A 22,910-nucleotide genomic window follows, 5' to 3' on the forward strand; every position below is an offset into this window, starting at 1 on the left:
CCGGGGATGGCCAGTGGCGGCATGGGCGATGCGCTGTCGGGCATCCTGGGTGGCCTGCTGGCGCAGGGCCTGCCCCTGGAAGCGGCCGCCCGGGTGGGCGTGCTGGTGCACGCCCTGGCCGCCGACATGGCGGCCGGCGACACCGGCGAGCGTGGCCTGCTGGCCGGCGATCTGGCATCCTATGCGCAATTATTGATCAACCCCGGGACGGGCGATGGCCATGCAGCTGCGACTCGATGACGAAGACCGCCAGGTCGCCTTCGGCGAGTGCCTGGGACGGGCCCTGCAGGGGCACGGTCGAGTGCATCTGGAGGGGGAACTGGGCGCCGGCAAGACCACCCTGGCCCGCGGCATCCTGCGTGCCCATGGGCACCGGGGCGCGGTGAAGAGCCCCACCTATACCCTGGTCGAGCCTTACCAGCTCGCCGGGACGCGCATCCACCACTTCGACCTCTATCGCCTCGGCGACCCCGAGGAACTGGAGTTCATCGGCGGTCGCGATCTGCTGGCCGAGGACGCGCTGTGCCTCATCGAGTGGGCGGAGCGAGGCGAGGGCTGGTTGCCGATGCCCGATCTGGTGGTGAGCCTGGCGCTCGCCGGGACGGGCCGCGAGGCGCGCCTCGCGGCCTTCAGCGATCACGGCCGCCGGGTACTGGAACGGCTGGCCGCCGACCCGGCACCGCTTCGGGACAGGAGCTTCGTCGATATGGATGGCGAGACGGCACCATGAGAAAGGATGCATTCGGTCGCCGCCTGCTGTCGGCGGCAGGGTTGATGATGGCCTGGCTGGTGGCCGGGGTCGCGGGGGCGGGTGAGGTCGAGAACGTGCGCCTGTGGGCCGCCCCTGACCACGCCCGGCTGGTCTTCGATCTTTCCACCGCTCCCCGCGCCAATGTCTTCGCCCTGGACAACCCTCGGCGGCTGGTGATCGATCTGGACGACAGCCGTCTCGAGGCCGACGTCGACCGGCTCGATCTCGCCGGCAGTGCCATCAGCCGGGTGCGTACCGGCGTTCGCGATGGCAACGGCCTGCGGGTGGTGCTCGAGCTGGAGCGCGAGGTGGAGCCGCGCCATTTCACCCTCGCGCCCAACGACCAGTATGGCCATCGCCTGGTGGTGGACCTGGAGTATCCCGGCGAGAGTGCCGTGGAGGACCCCATCGATCCCATCGAGGCGATGATCCGCGAGCAGGAGATCGCCGCCAACCGGGCCCGGGTCGGCGCCGGCAGCGGCGGCGCCGAGGTGGCGTCGGAGCCGGCGGTGGCCCTGCAGCAGGCCCAGCCCCATCCCCGGCGCGACATCATCATCGCCATCGACCCCGGCCATGGCGGCGAGGATCCGGGGGCCATCGGCCCCGGCGGCACCCGCGAGAAGGACGTGGTGATGGAGATCGCCCGGCGGTTGCAGACGCTGGTCAACGAGGCCGAGGGCTTCCGGGCGGTGATGATCCGCGACGGCGACTACTATATCGGGTTGCGTCAACGCACCCGCATCGCCCGCGAGCAGAAGGCCGACTTCTTCGTCTCGATCCACGCCGATGCCTTCAACAGCCCGCGGCCCAACGGCAGCTCCGTCTATGCCCTGTCACAACGCGGCGCCACCTCGGAGACCGCCCAGTGGCTGGCCGCCAGCGAGAACCGTGCCGACCTGATCGGCGGGGTGGACGGCAACCTCTCGCTGGAGGACAAGGACGAGGTGTTGCGCGGCGTGCTGCTCGACCTGACCATGACCGCGACCCTCAACGACTCCCTGACCATCGGCGGGCAGGTGCTCGACCAGTTGGGGCAGGTCAACCGGCTGCACAAGTCGCGGGTGGAGCAGGCCGGTTTCATGGTGCTGAAGTCGCCGGACATTCCCTCGCTGCTGATCGAGACCGGCTTCATCTCCAACCCGGACGAGGAGCGCCGGTTGCGTGACGCCTCCCACCAGCAGAGCGTGGCCCGGGCGATCTTCGGCGGCCTGCGTGACCACTTTCGGCGCAATCCGCCCCCGGCCAGCCTGCTGGCCTGGCAGCGTGACCAGAATCGCAGCACCGACGGCAACGAGTATCGTATCCAGCCCGGTGATACCCTCTCCGAGATCGCCGCTCGCCACGGCGTGCCGGTGGCCCAGTTGAAGCAGGCCAACGAACTCAACGGTGACGTGATCCGGGTCGGGCAGCTGATCCGGATCCCCCGTTCTTGAGCGCCGAGCCTCGGGCTTCGGGCTTCGAGCAGGGAGTGGCTCGCGGCTCATAGCCCGCAGCTCGTCGTGAGGAGTGATATGACAGAGCAGCGACGCATCAGGGTCCTCGATCCGCGGCTGGCCAACCAGATCGCCGCCGGCGAGGTGGTCGAACGCCCCGCTTCGGTGGTCAAGGAGCTGGTGGAGAACGCCATCGATGCCGGCAGTCGGCGTATCGAGGTCGAGCTGGAGAATGGCGGCACGCGGTCGATCCGCGTGCGCGACGACGGCAGCGGCATCGGCGAGGAGGACCTGCCGCTCTCCCTGTCGCGCCATGCCACCAGCAAGATCGCCTCGCTGGACGAGCTCGAGGGCGTGGCGAGTCTCGGCTTTCGCGGCGAGGCCCTGGCCTCGATCAGCTCGGTATCGCGGCTCGAGCTGATCTCCAATATCGACGATGATCCCCGGAGTGGCTGGCGAGTGGTGGCCGAGGGGCGCCAGATGGAGCCGCGGGTCTCCCCGGCGCCGCACCCCCGCGGCACCTCGGTGACGGTACGTGACCTCTTCTTCAATACCCCGGCACGCCGCAAGTTCCTGCGCACCGAGAAGACCGAATTCGGCCACGTGGAGGAGGCCTTCCGCCGCCAGGCGCTGTCGCGCTTCGACATCGGCTGGGTGCTGCGCCACAACCAGAAGACCCTCCACCAACTGCGGCCCGGCGACGACATGATCGCCCGGGAGCGGCGCATCGCCGCGCTGCTCGGCCGCGCCTTCCTCGACAATGCCCTGCACCTGGACCTCGAGACCGGCGGCCTGCGCCTGTGGGGCTGGGTGGGCCTGCCCACCCACTCCCGGGCCCAGGCCGACCAGCAGTACTTCTTCGTCAACGGCCGGGTGGTGCGCGACCGCCTGGTGGCCCACGCCATCCGCCAGGCCTATCGCGACGTGCTCTTCCACGGTCGCCATCCGGTCTTCGTGCTCTACCTCGAGGTCGACCCGCTGGTGGTGGACGTCAACGTGCACCCCACCAAGCACGAGGTGCGCTTCCGCGACGGGCGCCTGGTCCACGACTTCCTGTTCTCCAGCCTGCACCGTGCCCTGGGCGAGGCCCGCGCCGGGGGGCGGGAGATGCCGGAGGACGAGGCGCGTGGCGAGCCCGTCGCCGCGCCGGCCGGCGTCGGCGAGGGTGTCGCCGAGAACCCCGGGCGCTGGCAGCAGCAGCCCATGGCGCTGCACGGCCGCGAGGACGTGGGCGAGGGGGGGCGTGATAGCGTGACGCCGGACCGTGTCCGCGCCTTCATGGACGGCTATCGGGCGCTGCACCCCGGCCACGAGGAGCAGCTGCTGACGCCACAGCCGACTGCCCCCGGCGGCACCGCCGCGGGCCTGGCCCTGCGCGAGCGTCGGATCTCCACCGGGGTGGAGGCGCAGTCGGCGAGCCCCCGCCCCGCGCTGCCCGAGGAGGACGCCACCCGGGCGCCCCCCCTCGGCTACGCCATCGCCCAGCTGCACGGCATCTACATCCTGTCCCAGACCGAGCGCGGCCTGATCGTGGTGGACATGCATGCCGCCCACGAGCGCATCGTCTACGAGCGCATGAAGTCCCAGGTGCACGGCGGCGAGCTGGAGGCCCAGCCACTGCTGGTGCCGGTATCGCTGGCGGCGAGCGCCGCCGAGGTGGCCACCGCCGAGGCCGAGCGCGAGGCCTTCGTTCGGCTCGGCGTCGAGCTCGACGTGGCCGGCCCCGAGACCCTGCTGGTGCGCCAGTTGCCGGTGCTGCTGGCGGAGGCCGACGTCGAGCCGCTGATCCGCGAGATGCTGGAGGATCTCGAGCGCTACGGCCGTTCCGACCGGCTCGAGGCACACATCAACGAGTTGCTCGCCTCCATGGCCTGCCACGGCAGCGTGCGTGCCAACCGTCGCCTGACGCTGGAGGAGATGAACGCCCTGTTGCGCGACATGGAACGCACCGAGCGCAGCGGCCAGTGCAACCATGGTCGCCCGACCTGGACCGAGATGACCATGAAGGAACTCGACCGCCTCTTCCTGCGCGGCCAGTGACCGCCATGTCCGATACGCGCCCACCTGCCATCCTGCTGCTGGGGCCCACCGCCGCCGGCAAGACCGACCTGGCCATCGAACTCCACGAACGCCTCGGCCTGGAGCTGATCAGCGTCGACTCGGCCATGGTCTATCGCGGCCTGGACATCGGCAGCGCCAAGCCCAGCGCCTGCGAGCTCGCGCGGGCGCCACACCGGCTGATCGATATCCGCGACCCGGCCGAGCCCTATTCGGCGGCCGATTTCCGCGAGGACGCCCTCGCCGAGATGCGACAGATCAGCGCAGCCGGCGGCATCCCGCTGCTGGTGGGGGGCACCATGATGTACCTCAAGCAGCTGCTCTTCGGGGTGGCCAACCTGCCGGCGTCGGACCCCAGGGTGCGCGCCGAGCTGGAGCGTGACCTCGAGCGGGGCGGGCTCGCCGCGCTGCACGCCGAGCTCGCCCGCGTCGACCCGGTCTCGGCGGCGCGCATCCACCCCAACGATCCGCAGCGGCTGATGCGGGCGCTGGAGGTCCATCGCCTGAGCGGGCGCACCCTCTCGGAGCTGTGGCAGGCGCAGCGTCCGGAAACCTTCCCCTGGCGCGTGCTGTCGATAGGGCTGGCACCCGTCGACCGCAAGGTGCTGCACGCGCGCATCGAGGCCCGCTTCGAGCAGATGCTCGAAGCGGGCCTGGTCGAGGAAGTGGCCGCGCTGCGGGCCCGCGGCGACCTGCATCCGGGGCTGCCGTCGATGAAGAGCGTGGGCTATCGCCAGACCTGGGCGTATCTCGACGGCGAGTATGACCGGGAGACACTGTGCCATCGCGGCATCGTTGCCACCCGTCAGCTGGCCAAGCGTCAGTTGACCTGGATGCGTGGCTGGGCCGGGCTGCACTGGGTGGACAGCCTGGGCCCCGACCCCATGGGCGAAGTGCTGAAACTCGTGCGCGAATTCAGCAGTTAGCGTAAGATAATCCTTTCGAGTGGCCGGGTGACCAGGCCCCTTCGGGTAACCGTCAAGGCGCCGACTGGTTTGCGGCGTGACCGAGCATAACTTCAACCCCCAGAGACAATTCAGGGAGAGCAACATGTCCAAAGGGCAGTCCCTTCAAGACCCGTACCTGAACATCCTCCGCAAGGAGCGCATTCCGGTATCGATTTTCCTGGTCAACGGCATCAAGCTACAGGGTCAGATCGAGTCCTTCGACCAGTTCGTCATCCTGCTGCGCAACACCGTCAGTCAGATGGTCTACAAGCATGCCATCTCCACCGTGGTGCCGTCGCGCAACGTGCGCCTGCCGGTCCAGGACCCCGCCGCGCAGCCGGAAAACAATGCGTGAGGTATTGATTGTTTTTTGAACGTCCCGACGCCGGTGAAACGGCGGTACTCGTCCATGTGGATTTCCAGGACGAACAGGAGCGCGAGGATCCGGGCGAGTTCCTCGAGCTGGTGCGCTCCGCCGGCGCCGAACCGGCCACGCTGCTCACCGGTAGCCGACACCGGCCCGATTCGCGAACCTTCGTGGGATCGGGCAAGGTGGAGGAGCTGCGCGAGGCGATGGCCGTCCACGACGCCGAGCTGGTGATCTTCAACCATGCGCTGAGTCCTTCCCAGGAGCGCAACCTCGAGCGCGAGCTCAAGTGCCGCGTGCTCGACCGTACCGGGCTGATCCTCGACATCTTCGCCCAGCGCGCCCGCACCCACGAGGGCAAGCTGCAGGTGGAACTGGCCCAGCTCGAGTACATGTCGACGCGCCTGGTGCGTGGCTGGACCCACCTCGAGCGCCAGAAGGGCGGCATCGGCCTGCGCGGTCCCGGCGAGACCCAGCTCGAGACCGACCGCCGGCTGCTGCGGGCGCGCATCAAGGCGATCCACAAGCGGCTCGACAAGGTGCGTAGCCAGCGCAGCCAGAATCGCCGTGCCCGCTCCCGGGCCGAGATCCCCAGTGTCTCGCTGGTCGGCTACACCAACGCCGGCAAGTCAACGTTGTTCAATGCCCTCACCGAGTCGGAGGTCTATGCGGCCGACCAGCTCTTCGCTACCCTCGATCCTACCCTGCGTCGTCTCGAGGTCGTCGACGTGGGGCCGGTGGTGCTGGCCGACACCGTGGGCTTCATCCGCCATCTGCCCCACAAGCTGGTCGAGGCGTTCCGTGCCACCCTGCAGGAGGCCGCCGAGGCGACCCTGCTGGTGCACGTGATCGATGCCGCCGATCCCGACCGTGACCTCAACGTGACTCAGGTCGAGACGGTGCTCGACGAGATCGGCGCCCTCGAGGTGCCGACGCTCAAGGTGATGAACAAGATCGACCTGCTCGACAGTGCCCCGCGCATCGAACGCGACGGCGAGGGGCTCCCCGAGGTGGTCTGGCTCTCGGCCCGCGAGGGGCGCGGCCTGGAGCTGCTGGGCCAGGCGCTCTCCGAGCGACTGGCCGAGGATGTGATCGACGTGCAGCTGACCCTCTCGCCTGATCAGGGCCGGTTGAGGGCCGGCCTGCACGAGCTGGGGGCGGTACGCGAGGAAGCCTTCGACGACCAGGGGCATGTGCTGCTCGAGGTGCGACTGCCACGACGCGACTTCCTGCAGTTGATGGCACGCCTCGGCGAGCGTCCCGACGACTACCTGCCGGGAGAGCTGCAGGAGCGGCCCGTCTGGGAAGGTTGAACGAACGACGAACCGTGTCCGTGCCACGGCCGTGCACAGATAACGACAAGCTCGACAGGCGTCGCTCGGACGGCGCACACAGGATCGCAACCTAAACCCGCCCCGGAGCCGCTCCGTCGGCGGGAAGCAACGCAGAGTGGAGAGGACGTATGGCCTGGAATGAGCCTGGTGGTGGCAACCAGCACGACCCCTGGAGTGGTGGTGGCCGACGCGGCGGCGGCAACAATGGTGGCGGCGGCGGTAATCGCGGCGGCAATCAGGGCCCCCCCGATCTCGACGAGGCCCTGAAGAAGTTTCAGGACAAGCTCAACAGCATGCTCGGTGGCCGCGGCGGCAAGGGCGGCGGCGGCAAGGGCGGCGGTGGCAAGCCGCGCAACACCTTCGCCCTGCCGGGCCTGCTGATCATCGTGGCGCTGGCGATCTGGGCGGCCACCGGCTTCTACCTGGTCGACCAGTCGGAGCGCGGCGTGGTGCTGCGCTTCGGCAAGTTCCAGGAGGTGGTCAACCCCGGGCTGCACTGGAACCCGCCGCTGATCGATGACGTGCGCATGGTCAACGTGACCCGGGTGCGCTCGCTGACCCAGACCCAGTCGATGCTGACCCGCGACGAGAACATCGTCGAGGTCGAGATCTCGGCCCAGTACCAGGTCAACAACCCTCGTGATTTCGTGCTCAACGTGCGCGACCCGCAGCTCTCCATCGAGAACGCCCTGGACTCCGCGCTGCGCCACGTGGTCGGGGGCACCGACATGATCGATATCCTGACCTCGGGGCGCGAGATCCTCGGCAGCTCGGTGGCCAGCCGCCTGCAGTCCTACCAGGACAGCTACGGCACCGGTATCCTGTTGCAGACCATCAACATCGAGTCGACCTCGGCGCCCGCCCAGGTGATCGATGCCTTCGACGACGTGATCCGGGCCCGCGAGGACCGCCAGCGGACCATCAACCAGGGCATGGCCTACGCCAACGCCATCATCCCCGAGGCCCAGGGGCAGGCCCAGCGCCTGGTCGAGCAGGGCCAGGGCTATCGTGAGTCGGTGGTGGCCGAGGCCCGCGGCCAGTCAAACCGCTTCACGGCGCTGCTCTCCCAGTACCAGAACTCGCCGGCCATCATGCGCGAGCGCCTCTACCTGGACGCCATCGCCGAGATCTTCGGCAGCACGCCGAAGGTCCTGGTCGACGTGGCCGACGACAGCCCGCTGATGTACCTGCCGCTGGACCAGATGGGCCGCGGCGGCGAGCGCACCGGCGATGCCGAGCGCACCGGTGAGGAGGGCGAACTCGACCCGAGGGTGCTCGAGCGCCTGCGCGGCAGCCAGCCGACCGGCAGTACCAACGGCAGTGGAATCCGCAGGGAGGGCCGCTAAATGATCAACAATCGTTCCCTGATCATCGTCGGCGGCCTGGCCGCCGCCGCCTGGTTGGCCAGCAACAGCCTCTACGTGGTCGACGAGACCGAGCGCGCGGTGAAGCTGCGCTTCGGTGAGGTCATCGAGGAGAACATCCAGCCGGGGCTGCACTTCAAGGTCCCCGTCACCCAGACGGTGCGCAAGTTCGACACCCGGGTGCTGACCCTGGACACCGAACCCAGCCGCTACCTGACCCTGGAGCAGAAGGCGGTGATCGTCGACTCCTACGTCAAGTGGCAGGTGGTCAACCCGACCCGCTACTACGAAGCCACGGCCGGCGACGAGATGATGGCCGCGCGCCTGATCCAGCCGCGGGTCGACGAGAGCCTGCGTAACGAGTTCGGTCGCCTCGACCTGCAGCAGATCATCGCCGAGCGTCGCGACGACCTGATGACCGGCCCGGCCAATGACCTCGACGCCCTGATGCGCGAGGAACTGGGCGTGGCGATCGTCGACATCCGCGTCAAGCGTATCGACCTGCCCGAGGACGTCTCCTCGGCGGTCTACGATCGCATGCGCTCCGAGCGTGAGCGGGAGGCCCGCGAGTGGCGCGCCCAGGGCCAGGAGGAGGCCGAGCGGATCCGCGCCAACGCCGACCGTCGCCGCCAGGTATTGCTGGCCCAGGCCACCGAGCGCTCCGAGACCCTGCGCGGTGAGGGCGACGCCGAGGCCGCGGAGATCTTCTCCGCGGCCTACTCCCAGGATGAGGAGTTCTTCACCTTCTGGCGTAGCCTGAACGCCTATCGCGACAGCTTCGAGGGCGACGGCAACATGCTGGTGCTGGACCCCTCCAGCGATTTCTTCCGTTACCTCAAGAGCCCGACGAATCGGGGGCTCGAGGCTGATGCGCTGTTGCCGCCGGAGGAGTAGGGCGCCGGGAGAGGTCGGTTAGGCCCACGCCCGGTGCTCGGACCGCCGCCATCACACGATGGCGGCGGTCCGCCCGGCAGGGTTCAACCCCGCGCCAAACGTGGTAGACTCCTTCAACCGGGCGTGGCCCGGTTTTTTTGTGGCCCCTTCCCCATCCGGGCGAGCATCGCACGAGGCCGCTCGCCGGAGTATGTTTCCCTGGCCATTCATTGTGTTGCAGGACGAAAAGACATGACCATCGCTGACCGCTGGCTGCTGCCCGACGGCATGGACGAGGTGCTGCCTCCCCAGGCGAGCCGCATGGAGGAGCTGCGTCGGGCTCTGCTCGATCTCTATCATCGCTGGGGCTACGACCAGGTGATGCCGCCGCCGGTGGAGTTCCTCGATTCGTTGCTGACCGGCACCGGGACCGACCTGGACCTGCAGACCTTCAAGCTGACCGACCAGTTGACCGGCCGCATGATGGGGGTCAGCGCCGACGTCACACCCCAGGTGGCGCGCATGGATGCCCACTCGATGAAGCGCCAGGGGCCGGTGCGGCTGTGTTACTGCACCAATGTGCTGCGGGCCAAGGCCGACCAGCACCAGGGCGGGCGCAGCCCGGTGCAGGTCGGGGTCGAGCTGTTCGGCCATGCCGGTCTCGAGGCCGATCTGGAGATCCTGCACCTGGCCCTGGCCAGCCTGGTCGCCGCCGGCGCCGGCGAGATCCACCTGGCACTCGGCCACATCGGCATCTACCGTAGCCTGGTACAGGCCGCCGGGCTGGCGACCGAGCAGGAGCGGGCACTGTTCGAGGCCCTGGAGCTCAAGTCGCCGGGGGAGCTGGCGGACCGGGTTGCCGAGTGCGTCAGCGACCCGGCCCTGGCCGGGATGTTCATGGCGCTCGGCCGGTTGCACGGCGGCCCCGAGGTGCTCGACGAGGCGCGCGAGGCCTTCGCCGAGGCGCCGGCGGCAGTGGGGGCGGCGCTGGACCAGCTGCGTGCCCTGCATCGCGGGGTCCAGGTCCGGCATCCCGAGGTCGAACCCTACTTCGACCTGGCCGAGCTGCGCGGCTACCAGTACCACACCGGCATGATGTTCGCCGCCTACGTGCCCGGCTACGGCCAGGCCCTGGCCAAGGGTGGACGCTATGACGACACCGGGCGCGCCTTCGGCCGTGCCCGGCCGGCCACCGGCTTCTCCATGGACCTCAAGCTGCTGGCCACCCTGGCGCTCGGCGAGCCTGCCCACGACGGCGTCTGGGCGCCGGCCGAGGGCGAAGGGCTGCACGAGGCCATCGCCGCCCTGCGCGAGCGGGGCGAACGGGTCGTCCAGGCGCTGCCCGACCAGCGCACCGGCCCCGGAGAGCACCGCTGCAACCGGCGCCTGGAGCGGATCGACGGCCGCTGGGAGCCACGCTCCCTGTAGGTTTCACAACACGGGCCCGACCGGTACGCCGGTCATCGAGGATGGCCCTGGGCCTGACATGGGCGCGGCGCAGGCAGCGCGGCGCCGCAACGAGAGACGAGAGCACTATGGGCAAGAACGTAGTCGTACTGGGCACCCAATGGGGTGACGAAGGCAAGGGCAAGGTGGTCGACCTGCTCACCGAGTCCGCCTCGGCGGTGGTGCGTTTCCAGGGCGGGCACAATGCCGGCCACACCCTGGTCATCGACGGCGAGAAGACCGTCCTGCACCTGATCCCTTCCGGCATCCTGCGGCCCGACAAGACCTGCGTGATCGGCAACGGCGTGGTGCTGTCGCCGGAAGCGCTGATCAAGGAGATTCGCGAGCTGGAGGCCAAGGGCGTGCCGGTGCGCGAGCGCCTGCGCCTGTCGCCGGCCTGCCCGCTGATCCTGCCGTATCACGTGCGCCTCGACCAGGCCCGCGAGAAGGCCCGCGGCGTGGCCAAGATCGGCACCACCGGCCGTGGCATCGGCCCGGCCTACGAGGACAAGGTGGCCCGTCGCGGGCTGCGCCTGGGCGACATGCTGTACCGGGAGCGGTTCGCCTCCAAGCTCGGCGAGGTGCTCGACTACCACAACTTCGTGCTGGTCAACTACCACGGCGAGGCCCCGGTGGACTTCCAGCAGGTGCTCGACGAGGCCATGGAGATGGCCGAGGAGCTGCGGCCCATGGTCTGCGATACCGTGGGCCTGGTCCACGACCTGCGCCGGGCCGGCGAGAACATCCTCTTCGAGGGGGCCCAGGGCTCGCTGCTCGACATCGACCACGGTACCTATCCCTTCGTCACCAGCTCCAACACCACCGCCGGCGGCACCGCCACCGGCTCCGGGGTCGGGCCGCTCTACCTCGACTACGTGCTGGGCATCACCAAGGCCTACACCACCCGCGTCGGCTCCGGTCCCTTCCCCACGGAGCTGTTCGACGAGCACGGCCGCCACCTGGCCGAGCGCGGCCACGAGTTCGGCGCCACCACCGGGCGGCCGCGTCGCTGCGGCTGGTTCGACGCCGTGGCGCTGCGCCATGCGGTGCAGATCAACTCGGTATCCGGGATCTGCCTGACCAAGCTCGACGTGCTCGATGGCCTGGAGAACATTCGCGTCTGCGTCGGGTATCGCAGCAAGGACGGCGAGGTCCTCGACACCCCGGTCGATTCCGAGGGCTACGAGGCCATCGAGCCGCTCTACGAGGACCTGCCGGGCTGGAGCGAGTCGACCCTGGGGGCCAAGCGCGTCGAGGACCTGCCGGCCAACGCCCGCGCCTACATCAGTTTCCTCGAGGAGAAGGTGGGCACCTCCATCGACATCATCTCCACCGGCCCCGACCGCAACGAGACGATCGTGCTGCGCAACCCCTTCGAGGGCTGAACGTCGTCGGGGCACGGTCCCCGTGTTGTGACCGCCCGTGAACGAAAGCGAAAGGCCGGCATCCAGTGCCGGCCTTTCGCGTTTCCACAGGACTCGTGCCGCGGGGCAGGGCGTCACTCGGTGGCGGCGATCTCGTCCGAGAGCAGGTCGTGCAGGGTCTCCAGGGCGATGTCGCTGTCGCCTTCCATCACCTCGTCGAGCCACAGCAGTGCCTGCTCGCGGTTGGCGTTCTCCAGGCCGTGGGCCGACAGGTAGGCCTCGGCCAGCGCCAGCCGGGCACTGGCGTGACCCTGATGGGCGGCCTGCAGCAGGTAGTCGGCCCCGCGGCGAGGGTCGCGCTCGAGCTGATCACCGCGCAGGTACTCGCGGCCCAGGGTCGCCTGGGCACCGGCGTGGCCCTGGTCGGCGGCCTCCTGCAGCAGCGTCACGCCCCGCTCGACATCCTGGGGCATGCCGTCCTCGCCGCGCAGCAGCACACGACCGAGGTTGGCGCGGGAGGAGAGATCGCCGCCCTCCACCGCCCGGGTCAGCCACTCCTCGGCCTGGGCCGGGTCGGCCTCGACGCCATTGCCTTCCAGGTAGGCTTGGCCGAGCAACTGGGCGGCGTGGGGGTTGCCCGCCTCGGCGGCGGGACGCAGGTAGGCGAGCCCCTGCTCGGCATCGGCCTCGCCGTGCTCGCCGGTGAGATAGGCGCGGCCCAGGGCGAGGCGGGCGCCCTCGTGACCGGCATCCGCGGCTCCCTGCAGCAGCTGCAGGCCGCGCTGGGGGTCACTCTCGAGCAGCATCTCGCCGAACTCGGCCCTGGCCCCGGTATGGCCGGCGTTGGCGGCGCGCTCGAGCCAGGCCCTGGCATTCTCGCGGTTCTGCTCGACCCCTTGGCCGTGGAGGAAGGCGCGGCCCAGGTCGGCCATGGCGCCCGGATGGCCGTCCTCGGCGGCCTCGACCAGGGCACGGATGTCGCCCTGGGCGCCACGATCCCGGTTGAGTCCGGTCAGGGCCTCGTCGGCGGAGGCGTGGCCGGCATCGCGGGCCCGGGTCAGCCAGCGGGAGGCGGCGTCGAGGTCCCGCGGCAGCCCCTGGCCGTCGCGGTAGGCGCGCCCCAGTACCACCATGGCGTAGGCGTCGCCCTGGTGAGCCGCCTGCTCGAGCAATTCCAGCCCCCGGCCGGGGTGCTCCTCGAGGGGGCCGGCGAGGTAGGCCTCGCCGAGCGTGGTCATGGCGCTGGTATCGCCGGCTTCCACCGCGGCCAGGAGCAGTTCCTCGCCACGACTGGGGTGGAAGGGCACCGCCTCGCCCTCGAGATGGGCCTCGCCGAGCAGCCGCAGGGCGCCGCTCTGCCCCTGGTCGATGGCCTCCCGCAGCAGTTCCTCGGCGCGACGGCCGTCGGCGGGCACGCCGCGGCCCTCGAGATAGGCGGCACCGAGCTGCTCGGTGGCCCAGGGGTGTCCGAGGTCGTGACCGCGCTCCAGGTACTCCATGGCCAGGTAGGGCTGGCTCGGCACCAGGTCATCGCCGAGGTAGATGTCCCCGAGGTACGCCAGGGCCAGCGGGTCGTCCTGTTCGGCGCCCCGCTCGAGCAGCTCGATGCCCCGAATGACGTCGGGAGAGGTGCTCATCGCCGTGTCGGCAAGTGTGGTGGATGGGGTGCCGGTGCCGTCATCCAGGTTGTCCGGTTCCATGAGACGGCCCCGCTTGCCGGCGTCATCGATCAGCGCCGCACCGAGGGCCACCATGGCATCCACCGAGCCGGCCTCGATGGCACGGTTCAACCAGCGCTCGGCCTCGTCCCGCTGGGTCGGCCCCTGTTCCGGGTCGAGCAGCAGCCGGCCCAGCTGCGTCATGGCGTCCACATCGCCGCGCTCGGCCGCCGCCTCGAGCAGTTCCCGGCCGCGCTGAGGGTCGCTCTCCATCATCGCTCTGCCGGCCTGGCCCAGGGCGTCCTCATCCCCGGCCTCGGCGGCGCGTACCAGCCACTGCCGACGCCGCTCCGGCTGGTCACCGAGCAGGCCGTCCGGCGCATGAAGCCCGGCGAGCTGTCGCATGGCGTTGGTATCGCCGGTGGCGGCCGTCTCCTCGAGCGTGGCGGCGTAGCGCTGGGCATAATCCATGGCGCGTTCCGGCTCTTCCGGCAGCCAGCCGCCGGGGCCATGGGCCTCGGCCAGGGCCCGCAGGGCCTGGGCATCCCCCCGCTCGGCGGCGCGGACATGGAGCTGTCGGGCCCGTTCGGGATCGGCACCCACGCCCTCGCCGCCCTCGGCCAGCAGCTCGGCGAGCATCGGCTCGGCGCGCTCCACACCCTCGCCCACGGCCTGGTCCAGCAGGTAATAGGCCAGCACGTCGTTGCGCTCGACGCCGTCCCCTTCCCGGTAGAGCTCGGCGAGGTTGAGCGAGGCGTTGCCGAGGACCGGCGACGGTCGCTCGATCGCCAGGCCGTAGAGCCTGGCGGCCTCGGCGGGATCCCGCTCGACCCCTTCGCCGGCGTCATACAGCTTGGCCATCTCGAAGTGGGCGGGGGGAATGTGGCGCGACATCAGCGGCTCGAGGCGCCCGATGGCCTCGTCGTACTGCCCGGCCTCGATCAGGTCCTGGATGCGGCTGATCCTGTTCCAGTCATCTCCCTCGATGGCAGCCTGGGGACCGCCATTGAACCAGTCGGTGTAGCCGGCCGGCACGCCACGGGTGCCGTCGTTCGGCTGTCCCGGGGCAACACACCCGGCAAGGAGGGCCAGCAGGGCGGCCGAGGCCGTGAGCCGCAAGGGGGCGTGAGGGCGGAAGGTAGTGGCGGTCTTCTTCATGGAGAGTTCCTCGTTGAGCGGATGGACGACCGCGGGCATCACTGCTGGCCGAGGCCGCGGAAGGCCTCGGTCTGGCGCTGTTCCTCGTCTTGGTGGACGTGGGTCTGGGCGTCGGGCGACATGAAGTAGAGCGTGGCGTAGCCCCCGGCGCTGCGGTTGTAGAGCGGGCGTACCCGGGTCACGAAGTCGTCGACGCGCGAGTCGTCGAAACGGGTCTGGTAGATCTCCATCCAGGTGAAGTACTGGGGGTCCTTGAGAAAGCCGGTGTACTGCTCGAGGGGGGCGTAGTCACCCAGTGCCGCCGGGTCCTCGAGGATCTCGAACAGGAAGTCGACGCCGTCGTGGATGGTGCGCCCCTCTATCTCGAGGTCGAAGATCTCCTCGTAGCCCTGGCGGGCGACCACCTGCATGTTGGTCACCAGGTAGAGCAGGGCATAGTTCTGGTAGTGGGTGGCGCGTCGGCCACGGTTCACCTCCAGCGGCAAGGCGCCTTGATCGGTCATGTCGTGCAGGGCGGAGTAGATGGCGCTGACCCCGAAGCGGAACAGCTCGTCGTCCTCGGTGAGCACGCCGATCACGCTGCCGTACAGGGCGCGCCGGTAGAAGTGGTTGTTGCAGCAGCTGTTGTCGGGCTCGCCGGGAATGTCCGCATGGAGGTGGGCGAGCTCGTTGAGCCAGGCCTCCAGACGCTCGCGCTCCTCCTCCAGGCCCTCGACATAGGGGCGCACCACGGAGTAGGCCATGCCGGCGGCGAACAGCATCGATTCGGTGGCGAACCACGCCTGGGGCTGCATGGAGTCGTAATGGAAGTCGGTGAGCGCCTCGGCCTCGGCCCAGTGATCCAGATAGCGGACCAGGCACTCGGCGTAGTAGTCGTCGCCACTGGCGACGAAGGCGCCGGCCAGCATCGAGACGTTGTCCTCGAAGCGGAACAATGGCTCCGAGGCGAGCTCCCACTCCTCCGGATTGGGGTAGTAGCCGGGGATCCGCACCCGGGTGGTGATGGGCTCGTACTCCAGCAACTGCTGGCAGCTCGGCCCCTGAGCGAGTTGATCGATCTCCTGCAGCAGGATGGAGCTGTCGACCCGGTCGAGCTCGCTCATGCGCGCGGCCACGTCGAAGTAGCCGGCATCCGGCTCGTTGACCCGGTACTCGGAGAGGTCCAGGGCTTCCCGCTCCTCCCGGCTGAGCAGCTCGCTTTCGTCGGCGCCGGCGGTGGTCCCTGCCCCGGCGAGCAGCAGCGCCAGGAGCACGGGCCGCGGGCAGCGCGACAGTAGGGCTCGGAGTCGGGCATGGGGCATGGTCGGGGTCGCTCCCTGGTCGGTCGTTGGTCGGAAAGGCGCTCTGGGCGGTGCTGGAGGTGGATGCCGAATCCGCGGGGGTCAGTCACTCGGCCCGTAGAGGCGGAAGGCGGCGAAATCCGCGTACTGATCTCGAGGGGTGCGCCATTCGCCCCCGCTGCCGCCGAAGAAGGTCGAGAACATCAGGCCATCGATGGTCAGCTCGGGCGTGGTGCGATAGACGATATCGCGCTGCTCGAGCACTGGCTGGCCATCGATCCATAGCCGGGCCAGCCCGTTCGCCTCTCCGGGATCGTTGAGTACGATCTCCTGCTCGATGGTCACCCACTGGCCGCTGGGAAAGGTCCAGGCCCCGCGACCCACCGAGGTGCCTTCCTGGTCGACCACGTATTCGTAGAGCTCGCCCTGGCCCTGCTCGCGCCACATCAGGCGCATGGAGAAGCCGTTCTCGCCGTCGGCGGTCTCGCCGCCGCTGGGTGCTTCGCCGCCGTAGAGGCCGGGCAGCTTGCCTCCCTTGACGAAGTCGAAGCCGGGCTCGAAGCGTACCCGATAGGTCAGGCAGGCCCGTTCGGCGCCGGCCAGGGCCGCGGGTTCGGTATAGAAACCGGCACCGCCTTCCTCGTCGTCACCCGGCGAGGAGGTGCCTTCGGGATAGTGGACGCGAATGCCGGGTTCGCCGAGACCCGTCTGTCCGGCTCCCAGCCGTTCCACGTTCTTCTCGGTGCCCCAGTGGCGACGGGTATCGAACCCCTCGCGGACGGCGTCATGGCCGTTCCCGGCGTCGCTGGGACGGGGAGAATCGACCTCGATGTAGCGCGCCGAGCAGACCCCGGCCTGGGGCGTGCCCAGCGAGGCCTCGTCGATATCGTCGGCCTGTACCGCCCAGGGGGTGAGGGCCGTCAGCAGCAATGCCAGATGCAGGCCGGTGATGGGGCGGGCGAAGGAATGGGTGTCCAAGGACATGGTGCCTCCTGGCTGGATGATCGCCCGCGACGCCTGGCGCCGCGGGGCCTGGATCGTATGGCGACGCCTCAGCCGGTGTCGCCGTCGTCTTCCTCCATGGCGGCGCGATAGATGCGATCGCCGAACTGGATCACCGCCCGGGCGCCCTGCCAGACCCACTCGGCGGCGGCGCCCAGTAGCGGAGCCTCGGTGAAGCGCACGTCCACCGGCTGGCCAACGCTTTCCGCCGGCAGGTCGCGCTCGGGTACCAGCAGCACGCTGGCGACGTTCTGCTGTTGGCGGACCCAACTGGGGAAGCCCGCCCTGGGCTGGCGTTCCACGTCGAGGGCGACATTGCGCACCCGCGCGCGAATCGGTTCCGTGGCATTGGGCAGGGCGATGTAGGCCAACTGGTTGGGTTCGATGCGGGCGATGTCACCCATGTGCACCAACGCTTCGACCAGCACGTCGTCCTTGCCGGTGCGGATCAGGGTCATGATCCGTTCGCTCTCGTTGATGTAGGTGCCGTCGGCGCTGCTCAGCGCCCAGGCCACCAGGCAATCGCAGGGGCTGTAGATGTCGTTGTTGGCCTTGCGCGCCTCCAGGGCGGTGATGCGTGAGCTCTCGTAGTCGCGGGCCGTCTCGAACTGCTCGATGCGTGCCCGGGCGATCTCGGGCGAGACCGACTCGAAGGTGAGGGTATCGCCGCTCGCCGGCTGGGCGGAGTTGGCCAGGCTGACCTCCTGGCCGCCGCCATCGAGGTGTTCCTGGAGGTTCTCGATCAGCCGGTTGTTGTAGCGCTGGGCGGCATCGGCCAGGATCAGGTCCGATTCCAGGTCACTGTTCTCGACGTTGGTGAGCAACTGGTCACGCTCGACCCGGTCGCCGGCCTGCAGCTCATGGGCGGCGAGGATGCCGGCCCCGGGGGCGCGGATGTCGATGCGCGGTGCGGTCACGGCGGCGAAGCTCGGCTCGATCATCATGAAGTTGCGGTAGGCCGTGGCGGCGGCTACCAGGGCCAGCACCCCGATGGCCGCGAACAGCATCACGTAGCGGCGCATGGGCCGCGGCGGCCGCGACGAGGGCAGGGGCTTGGCGACCCCGGCCTGGCGCTGGCGCGGCGTCTGGGGGTCTTCGCCGGCCATCAGCGCCTCGACACTGGCGGTGCGTCCGCTCAGGCAGCTGCGGATCACCTGGCGCAGCAGCTCCCGGTGCTGCGGCTCCATGTCGACGATCTCGAACGCCGCCTTGTAGCCACGACCGCTCGGTTCGGGCATGGTACGGCGGCACTCGGCGCGCAGCGGAATGATCAGCTCGGTGGGGCCGGCCATCATCAGCAGCGACGCCGAGACCGTCTCGCCAGGCTGGAAGGCGCGGTTGCAGTAGAGGGCGAAGCCGCCCAGCGACACATCGGCACCGGTCAGCGTGGTGTCGTCATCCAGCCTGACCCGGAAGGGCGGCGAGACGCGGATATGACGCCGCTCGTCGCGGCGCTCGTGCTGGATCCGGTCGCCATTCGCCTGGTGGGCATGGCCATGGGGAGCCTCGTCCCATGCCGCATGACGGTCGCCGCCGGGGGGTGTCCCCAGGGTGGGTTCGTGTCGATCCTGATCGCGGGGATCGGAAAAGTGCTCAGCCATCCGTTGGTGTCTCCTTGTTCAGGGGCCGGCCGTGGCCACGGCCTCCATGATGGGGTCGGCCTCGACCCTCAGGCGAACGTTGACGAGGGTCAGACGATGTTGGTCCAGGGTCAGGGCGCAGCTCGCCTCGGGGGTGCACAACGCCATCTCCTCGATGGCCGTGCCGTTCGGCCCCTCGATGCGCTCGGCGACCCCCGGGCTGAGGGCCAGGGTGGTGGAACGCGAACCGTTGGCGCCGTCGATGCGCTCGGCCCGTATCGCGTCAGGGTCCTTCAGGGGCTCGAGCAGTGCCTCGTTCACCCGGAAGCTGCCGGCGGGCAACCGGACCGTGCCACCGTCGGGCAGGGTGGTGATGACCTGCGACAACCAGCGGTTGACGTTCTCGGGCGCCTCGGAACCCGTGACGCCCGTGTCGCGGGCGATCGAGAGCGACATGCGGTCGGGTGGGGCGAGGACGCCGGTGGTGAGGATCAGCACGAACAGCAGCACGCCGTAGGCGAAGCCATGCAGGACATGCCCCATGTGGCGCTGGCGGCGCGCCGCGACCGGATCGTCGGGCTCGCCGGCGGAGATCCCCTGGCGCGACCACTTCTGGCGGTTGAAACGGAAGCTGACGTAGGTCTTGAGGATGGCCCCCCAGACCTGGTTGTAGTAGATCAACGGGATCCACAGCAGGCTGTAGCGCCCCCGCTGCCAGGCCAGGATCAGGGTGGCGATGCCACGGGTGAAGAGGATCCACAGCAGGTAGGCGAAGATGAACGAGGGACGCACGAAGAGCGTGACCAGGAGCGCCACCGTGGGGCCGATCAGCGTGGTCCACATGGAGAGCCGCTGGTCGACCAGGCTCCACCAGGCGAACATCCCCATGGGGCGGGGGCCGAGGGCGATGGCCCGATTGCTGGTGCGGAGCATGTTGCCGTACCAGCGCCGCATCAGGTCGGTGGTCGAGGCGAAGAAGCGCCGCCGGTCGGGCAGCTCCTCGAACCCCGAGACGTAGACGTCGGGGATGTAGCGCATCCGCCAACCGTTCTTCAGCAGCCAGTACCAGGTCGACTTGTCGTCACCGGAGAGGAACTTGAAGCGACCGAAGCGCCAGTGCTCGACCTGGTCGTTCTCGACCAGGTCGATGAAGTCCGGCTGCATCGCCAGGTCGGCGCGAAAGGCGCTGTAGCGACCGGTGAGCACCAGCAGTCGATTGGAGACGGACAACGAGCTCATCACCAGGTGGCGCTGGGCGTAGCGCAGGTCGTACCACTCGCGCGTGGCGTCGCCACCGGTGACGATGGCGCTGTTGTTGGTGGTCAGCGCCCCCAGGTCCGGGTCGGCCTGGAAGAACGACAGCGAATGCTTCAGGGTGCCGGGTTCCAGGCGGATGTCGCCGTCCATGGAGACCAGCAGTGCCCCGGGTTCCGGCAGCCGCCGCGAGATCGCCCGCAGCACCTCGGCCATGGCCGAGCGCTTGCCGTCCCCCTTCTGGAACATGTAGCGCACCTCGACGTTGTCGGGCCAGCCGTGGTCGTCCATCACGTGGGTGATGACGTCGACGTCGGTGCGATCCGAGATCGAGGCGAAGAGGGTGGTGGGCACCCCATAGTCGACGAGCTCGCGCACCAGGGCATCGTAGACCCGGAAGTTCACTTCCGGGTCGATGCGGAAGGAGGTGCAGAGCACGTAGAGCTCCGGCGGTCGCGATACCTCCGCGGCCGCATCGGCCTCGGCCCGCAGTCGCGGGAAGAGGTGGCGGTTGTACCACACCGAACGCAGGGCCTGGACCAGCCACCAGGAGTAGCGCCAGGCGCCCACGGCACCGATGGCGAAGAAGAAGCTCTTCGACTCGGCGCTGAAGACCTCCGGCGGCAGCTCGACGATCACCACCACCAGCAGGGCCAGGACCAGGATCAGGGCGGTGATCTCCGTCACCCGGCTGGCGACGGCGCGGTCAAGGGGCGGATTCATCTCGACTCCTCAGGCCAGGACGGGCCGCACGGAGTCGCCCCGGCCGATGGCGTAGTAGCCGAGCCCGGCGGCCTTGACGCTGTCGGGATGGTAGAGATTGCGGCCGTCGACCACCACCGGCTCGAGCAGCGTCTCGCGCAGCCGGGCGAAGTCCACGGTGCGGAAGGCCTTCCACTCGGTGCAGATGACCAGGGCATGCGCCCCTTCCAGGGCCTCGTCGCGGCGCTCGGCGAGTATCAGGTCGTCGCGCTCGCCATAGAGGCGGCGACACTCCTCGGCTGCCTCGGGGTCGAAGGCCTGGACCCGGGCGCCGGCCTGCCACAGGGCCTCCATCAGCGCCCGGCTAGGCGCCTCGCGCATGTCATCGGTGTTGGGCTTGAAGGCCAGCCCCCAGAGGGCGATGGTCTTGCCGGCCAGTTGGCCGTCGAAGGCCAGGCACAGCTTCTCGAACAGCTTGCCCTTCTGGCGGCCGTTGACGCGCTCCACGGCACCGATCATCTCGGCCGGGTAGCCGGCCGCCTCGGCGGTATGGGCCAGCGCCTTGACGTCCTTGGGAAAGCAGGAGCCGCCATAGCCACAGCCGGGATAGATGAAGCTGTAGCCGATGCGCGGATCGCTGCCGATGCCATGGCGCACCTCCTCGACGTCGGCGCCCAGGCGCTCGGCCAGGTTGGCGATCTCGTTGATGAAGCTGATCTTGGTGGCGAGCATGGCGTTGGCGGCGTACTTGGTCAGCTCGGCGCTACGCACCGCCATGAACATCAGCTTTTCCTGCTGGCGGTTGTAGGGGCCATAGCACTCGCGCATGGCACTCTTGACCCGCTCCGACTCGGTCCCGACCACGATCCGCGAACCGCGTGAGAAGTCCTCGATGGCGGCCCCCTCCTTGAGAAACTCGGGGTTCGAGCAGACATCGAACTCCAGCTCGACGCCGCGACGGTCGAGTTCGGCGGCGACCACGCGTTCCACCTTGCTCGCCGTTCCCACCGGCACCGTCGACTTGTCGACGATGATCCGGTACTCGGTCATGTGGCGGCCGATGGTCTCGGCGACCTTGAGCACATGGCGCAGGTCGGCGCTGCCGTCCTCGTCGGAGGGGGTACCCACGGCGATGAACTGGAGCAGGCCGAACGCCACGCCCTTGGCGGCATCGGTGGTGAAGCGCAGGCGTCCGGCGGCCTGGTTCTGACGGATCAGGCTCTCCAGGCCCGGCTCGTAGATGGGCACCTCGCCGGCCTCGAGGCGGGCCACCTTGGCCTCGTCCACGTCGACACAGATGACGTCATGGCCGACATCGGCCAGGCAGGCACCCGTCACGAGCCCCACATAACCGGAACCGAAAATGGTAATCCTCATGATCGTCGTTGCTCCTTGCTGATGGGCCGCTCCCTGTACACCGCGCCCGCCCGCCGCCGGTGGTGCCGGCAAGCGGTGACGCGGAAGGGCCGAAAACGTGAATGATCGACCTGACCCTCAGGCAACAATCGGGCCAGGTTGCAAGGAGGCTGTTGAATCAGCAGGTTGGAGCCGCAAGCCGGATGGCGTCGCCGCGCGGAAACGCCCGATCCGTCGCCATGAGGCAACAGATCGGGCGCGAGATCGAAGGAGCCTTGCAGATCAGGAGGTTGGCTGTTGCCGATCGGCAACAGGTAGCCGGGAGGGTGATGCAAGAAGATGATGTATATGGGTTTCTTTCGGTGTTGGCAAGCCGCTCAGTAGTCGATGCCGCGTCGGGCCTGGAGGCCGTCGTTGAAGGCGTGCCGCACTTCCTGCATCTCGGTGATGGTGTCGGCCATGGCGACCAGCTCCCGATGGGCGTTGCGGCCGGTGACGATCACCGTCTGCTCGGAGGGGCGGCGTTCGATCGCCCGCTTCACGGTCTCGATGTCGAGATAGCCGAACTTGAGCATGTAGGTGAGCTCGTCCAGCACCACCAGGTAGACCTCGGGGTCGGCCAGCATGCGCGCGGCCTCGGCCCACACCTCGCGGCAGGCCTGGGTGTCGGCCTCGCGGTTCTGGGTGTCCCAGGTGAAACCGGTGGCCATGATCGCCACCTCGAGGTTGGGGTCCTGGGCGAGGCGCTCGCGTTCGCCGCACTCCCAGAGTCCCTTGATGAACTGCACCACGCCGACCCGGTAGCCGTAGCCCAGTGCCCGGGTCACGGTGCCCCAGGCGGCGGTGGTCTTGCCCTTGCCGTTGCCGGTGAACACCAGCAGCAAGCCGCGCTGCTCGGTGGCCCCGGCCACCTTCTCGTCGACATGGGCCTTGAGTCTCTGCATGGCGTGCTTGTGGCGGGTATCACGGTCGCTCATCGTGGC

Annotated in this window: 18 protein-coding genes; 11 read left to right on the forward strand and 7 right to left on the reverse strand. The window is 69.1% G+C overall.

The genetic code is table 11. The features are described from left to right. From C1H66_RS09370 to C1H66_RS09420, 11 genes are all read left to right on the forward strand, one after another. The coding region (locus C1H66_RS09370) for an NAD(P)H-hydrate dehydratase (protein WP_276308832.1) at nt 1-240 on the forward strand (240 nt) is incomplete at its 5' end. Next, on the forward strand, nt 221-730 hold the full coding sequence (gene tsaE / locus C1H66_RS09375; RefSeq protein ID WP_102627648.1) for a tRNA (adenosine(37)-N6)-threonylcarbamoyltransferase complex ATPase subunit type 1 TsaE: 510 nt from the start codon (nt 221-223) through the stop codon (nt 728-730). The genes C1H66_RS09370 and tsaE, both read left to right, overlap by 20 nt. A 44-nt stretch (nt 731-774) precedes the next feature. Then, entirely contained in the window at nt 775-2,184 is a 1,410-nt protein-coding gene (locus C1H66_RS09380) for an N-acetylmuramoyl-L-alanine amidase (protein ID WP_240618262.1), read from the forward strand. 78 nt (nt 2,185-2,262) lie between these two features. Continuing rightward, nucleotides 2,263-4,224 (forward strand): DNA mismatch repair endonuclease MutL, encoded by a 1,962-nt coding sequence (mutL, locus tag C1H66_RS09385; RefSeq protein ID WP_102627625.1) that lies wholly within the window; start codon nt 2,263-2,265, stop codon nt 4,222-4,224. Nucleotides 4,225-4,229: 5 nt separating this feature from the next. After that, nucleotides 4,230-5,168, forward strand: coding sequence for a tRNA (adenosine(37)-N6)-dimethylallyltransferase MiaA (gene miaA / locus C1H66_RS09390; RefSeq protein ID WP_102627649.1), 939 nt, complete (start codon nt 4,230-4,232; stop codon nt 5,166-5,168). Nucleotides 5,169-5,292: 124 nt separating this feature from the next. Next, the gene (hfq, locus tag C1H66_RS09395) at nt 5,293-5,544 is read left to right on the forward strand and encodes an RNA chaperone Hfq (protein ID WP_102627626.1); all 252 of its coding nucleotides are present in this window, start codon (nt 5,293-5,295) and stop codon (nt 5,542-5,544) included. An 8-nt stretch (nt 5,545-5,552) separates the two neighbouring features. Further along, the gene (gene hflX / locus C1H66_RS09400) at nt 5,553-6,869 is read left to right on the forward strand and encodes a ribosome rescue GTPase HflX (RefSeq protein ID WP_102627627.1); all 1,317 of its coding nucleotides are present in this window, start codon (nt 5,553-5,555) and stop codon (nt 6,867-6,869) included. 149 nt (nt 6,870-7,018) lie between these two features. Then, complete coding sequence (gene hflK / locus C1H66_RS09405) at nt 7,019-8,236, forward strand: FtsH protease activity modulator HflK (RefSeq protein WP_102627628.1); 1,218 nt, start codon at nt 7,019-7,021, stop codon at nt 8,234-8,236. Further along, nucleotides 8,237-9,148 carry a protease modulator HflC gene (hflC, locus tag C1H66_RS09410; protein ID WP_102627629.1) on the forward strand — a complete coding sequence of 304 codons (912 nt, stop codon included), beginning with the start codon at nt 8,237-8,239 and terminating at the stop codon, nt 9,146-9,148. Nucleotides 9,149-9,379: 231 nt separating this feature from the next. Beyond that, nucleotides 9,380-10,555, forward strand: a complete 1,176-nt coding sequence (locus tag C1H66_RS09415; RefSeq protein WP_102627630.1) for an ATP phosphoribosyltransferase regulatory subunit — start codon at nt 9,380-9,382, stop codon at nt 10,553-10,555. Between the two features lie 107 nt (nt 10,556-10,662). Continuing rightward, nucleotides 10,663-11,958, forward strand: a complete 1,296-nt coding sequence (locus C1H66_RS09420) for an adenylosuccinate synthase (RefSeq protein ID WP_102627631.1) — start codon at nt 10,663-10,665, stop codon at nt 11,956-11,958. A 113-nt stretch (nt 11,959-12,071) separates the two neighbouring features. Here C1H66_RS09420 and C1H66_RS23405 read toward each other — a convergent pair whose 3' ends face one another. The 7 genes from C1H66_RS23405 to cobO all read right to left on the reverse strand — a co-directional run bounded on the left by C1H66_RS23405 (nt 12,072) and on the right by cobO (nt 22,904). Beyond that, on the reverse strand, nt 12,072-14,753 hold the full coding sequence (locus C1H66_RS23405) for a tetratricopeptide repeat protein (RefSeq protein ID WP_102627650.1): 2,682 nt from the start codon (nt 14,751-14,753) through the stop codon (nt 12,072-12,074). Nucleotides 14,754-14,791: 38 nt separating this feature from the next. Continuing rightward, nucleotides 14,792-16,054 carry an alginate lyase family protein gene (locus tag C1H66_RS09430; RefSeq protein WP_102627632.1) on the reverse strand — a complete coding sequence of 421 codons (1,263 nt, stop codon included), beginning with the start codon at nt 16,052-16,054 and terminating at the stop codon, nt 14,792-14,794. Between the two features lie 81 nt (nt 16,055-16,135). Continuing rightward, entirely contained in the window at nt 16,136-17,017 is an 882-nt protein-coding gene (locus C1H66_RS09435; protein WP_240618261.1) for a polysaccharide lyase, read from the reverse strand. Nucleotides 17,018-17,085: 68 nt separating this feature from the next. Further along, the gene (locus tag C1H66_RS09440; RefSeq protein ID WP_102627633.1) at nt 17,086-18,636 is read right to left on the reverse strand and encodes a PilZ domain-containing protein; all 1,551 of its coding nucleotides are present in this window, start codon (nt 18,634-18,636) and stop codon (nt 17,086-17,088) included. Nucleotides 18,637-18,654: 18 nt separating this feature from the next. Next, complete coding sequence (locus C1H66_RS09445; RefSeq protein ID WP_102627634.1) at nt 18,655-20,592, reverse strand: glycosyltransferase; 1,938 nt, start codon at nt 20,590-20,592, stop codon at nt 18,655-18,657. 9 nt (nt 20,593-20,601) lie between these two features. Next, nucleotides 20,602-21,948, reverse strand: coding sequence for a UDP-glucose dehydrogenase family protein (locus tag C1H66_RS09450; RefSeq protein WP_102627635.1), 1,347 nt, complete (start codon nt 21,946-21,948; stop codon nt 20,602-20,604). 356 nt (nt 21,949-22,304) lie between these two features. Next, entirely contained in the window at nt 22,305-22,904 is a 600-nt protein-coding gene (gene cobO, locus C1H66_RS09455) for a cob(I)yrinic acid a,c-diamide adenosyltransferase (protein ID WP_102627636.1), read from the reverse strand. Nucleotides 22,905-22,910: the final 6 nt, after the last annotated feature.

Origin of the sequence: Halomonas heilongjiangensis (assembly GCF_002879645.1) — a bacterium.
Taxonomy (GTDB): Bacteria; Pseudomonadota; Gammaproteobacteria; order Pseudomonadales; family Halomonadaceae; genus Halomonas; species Halomonas heilongjiangensis.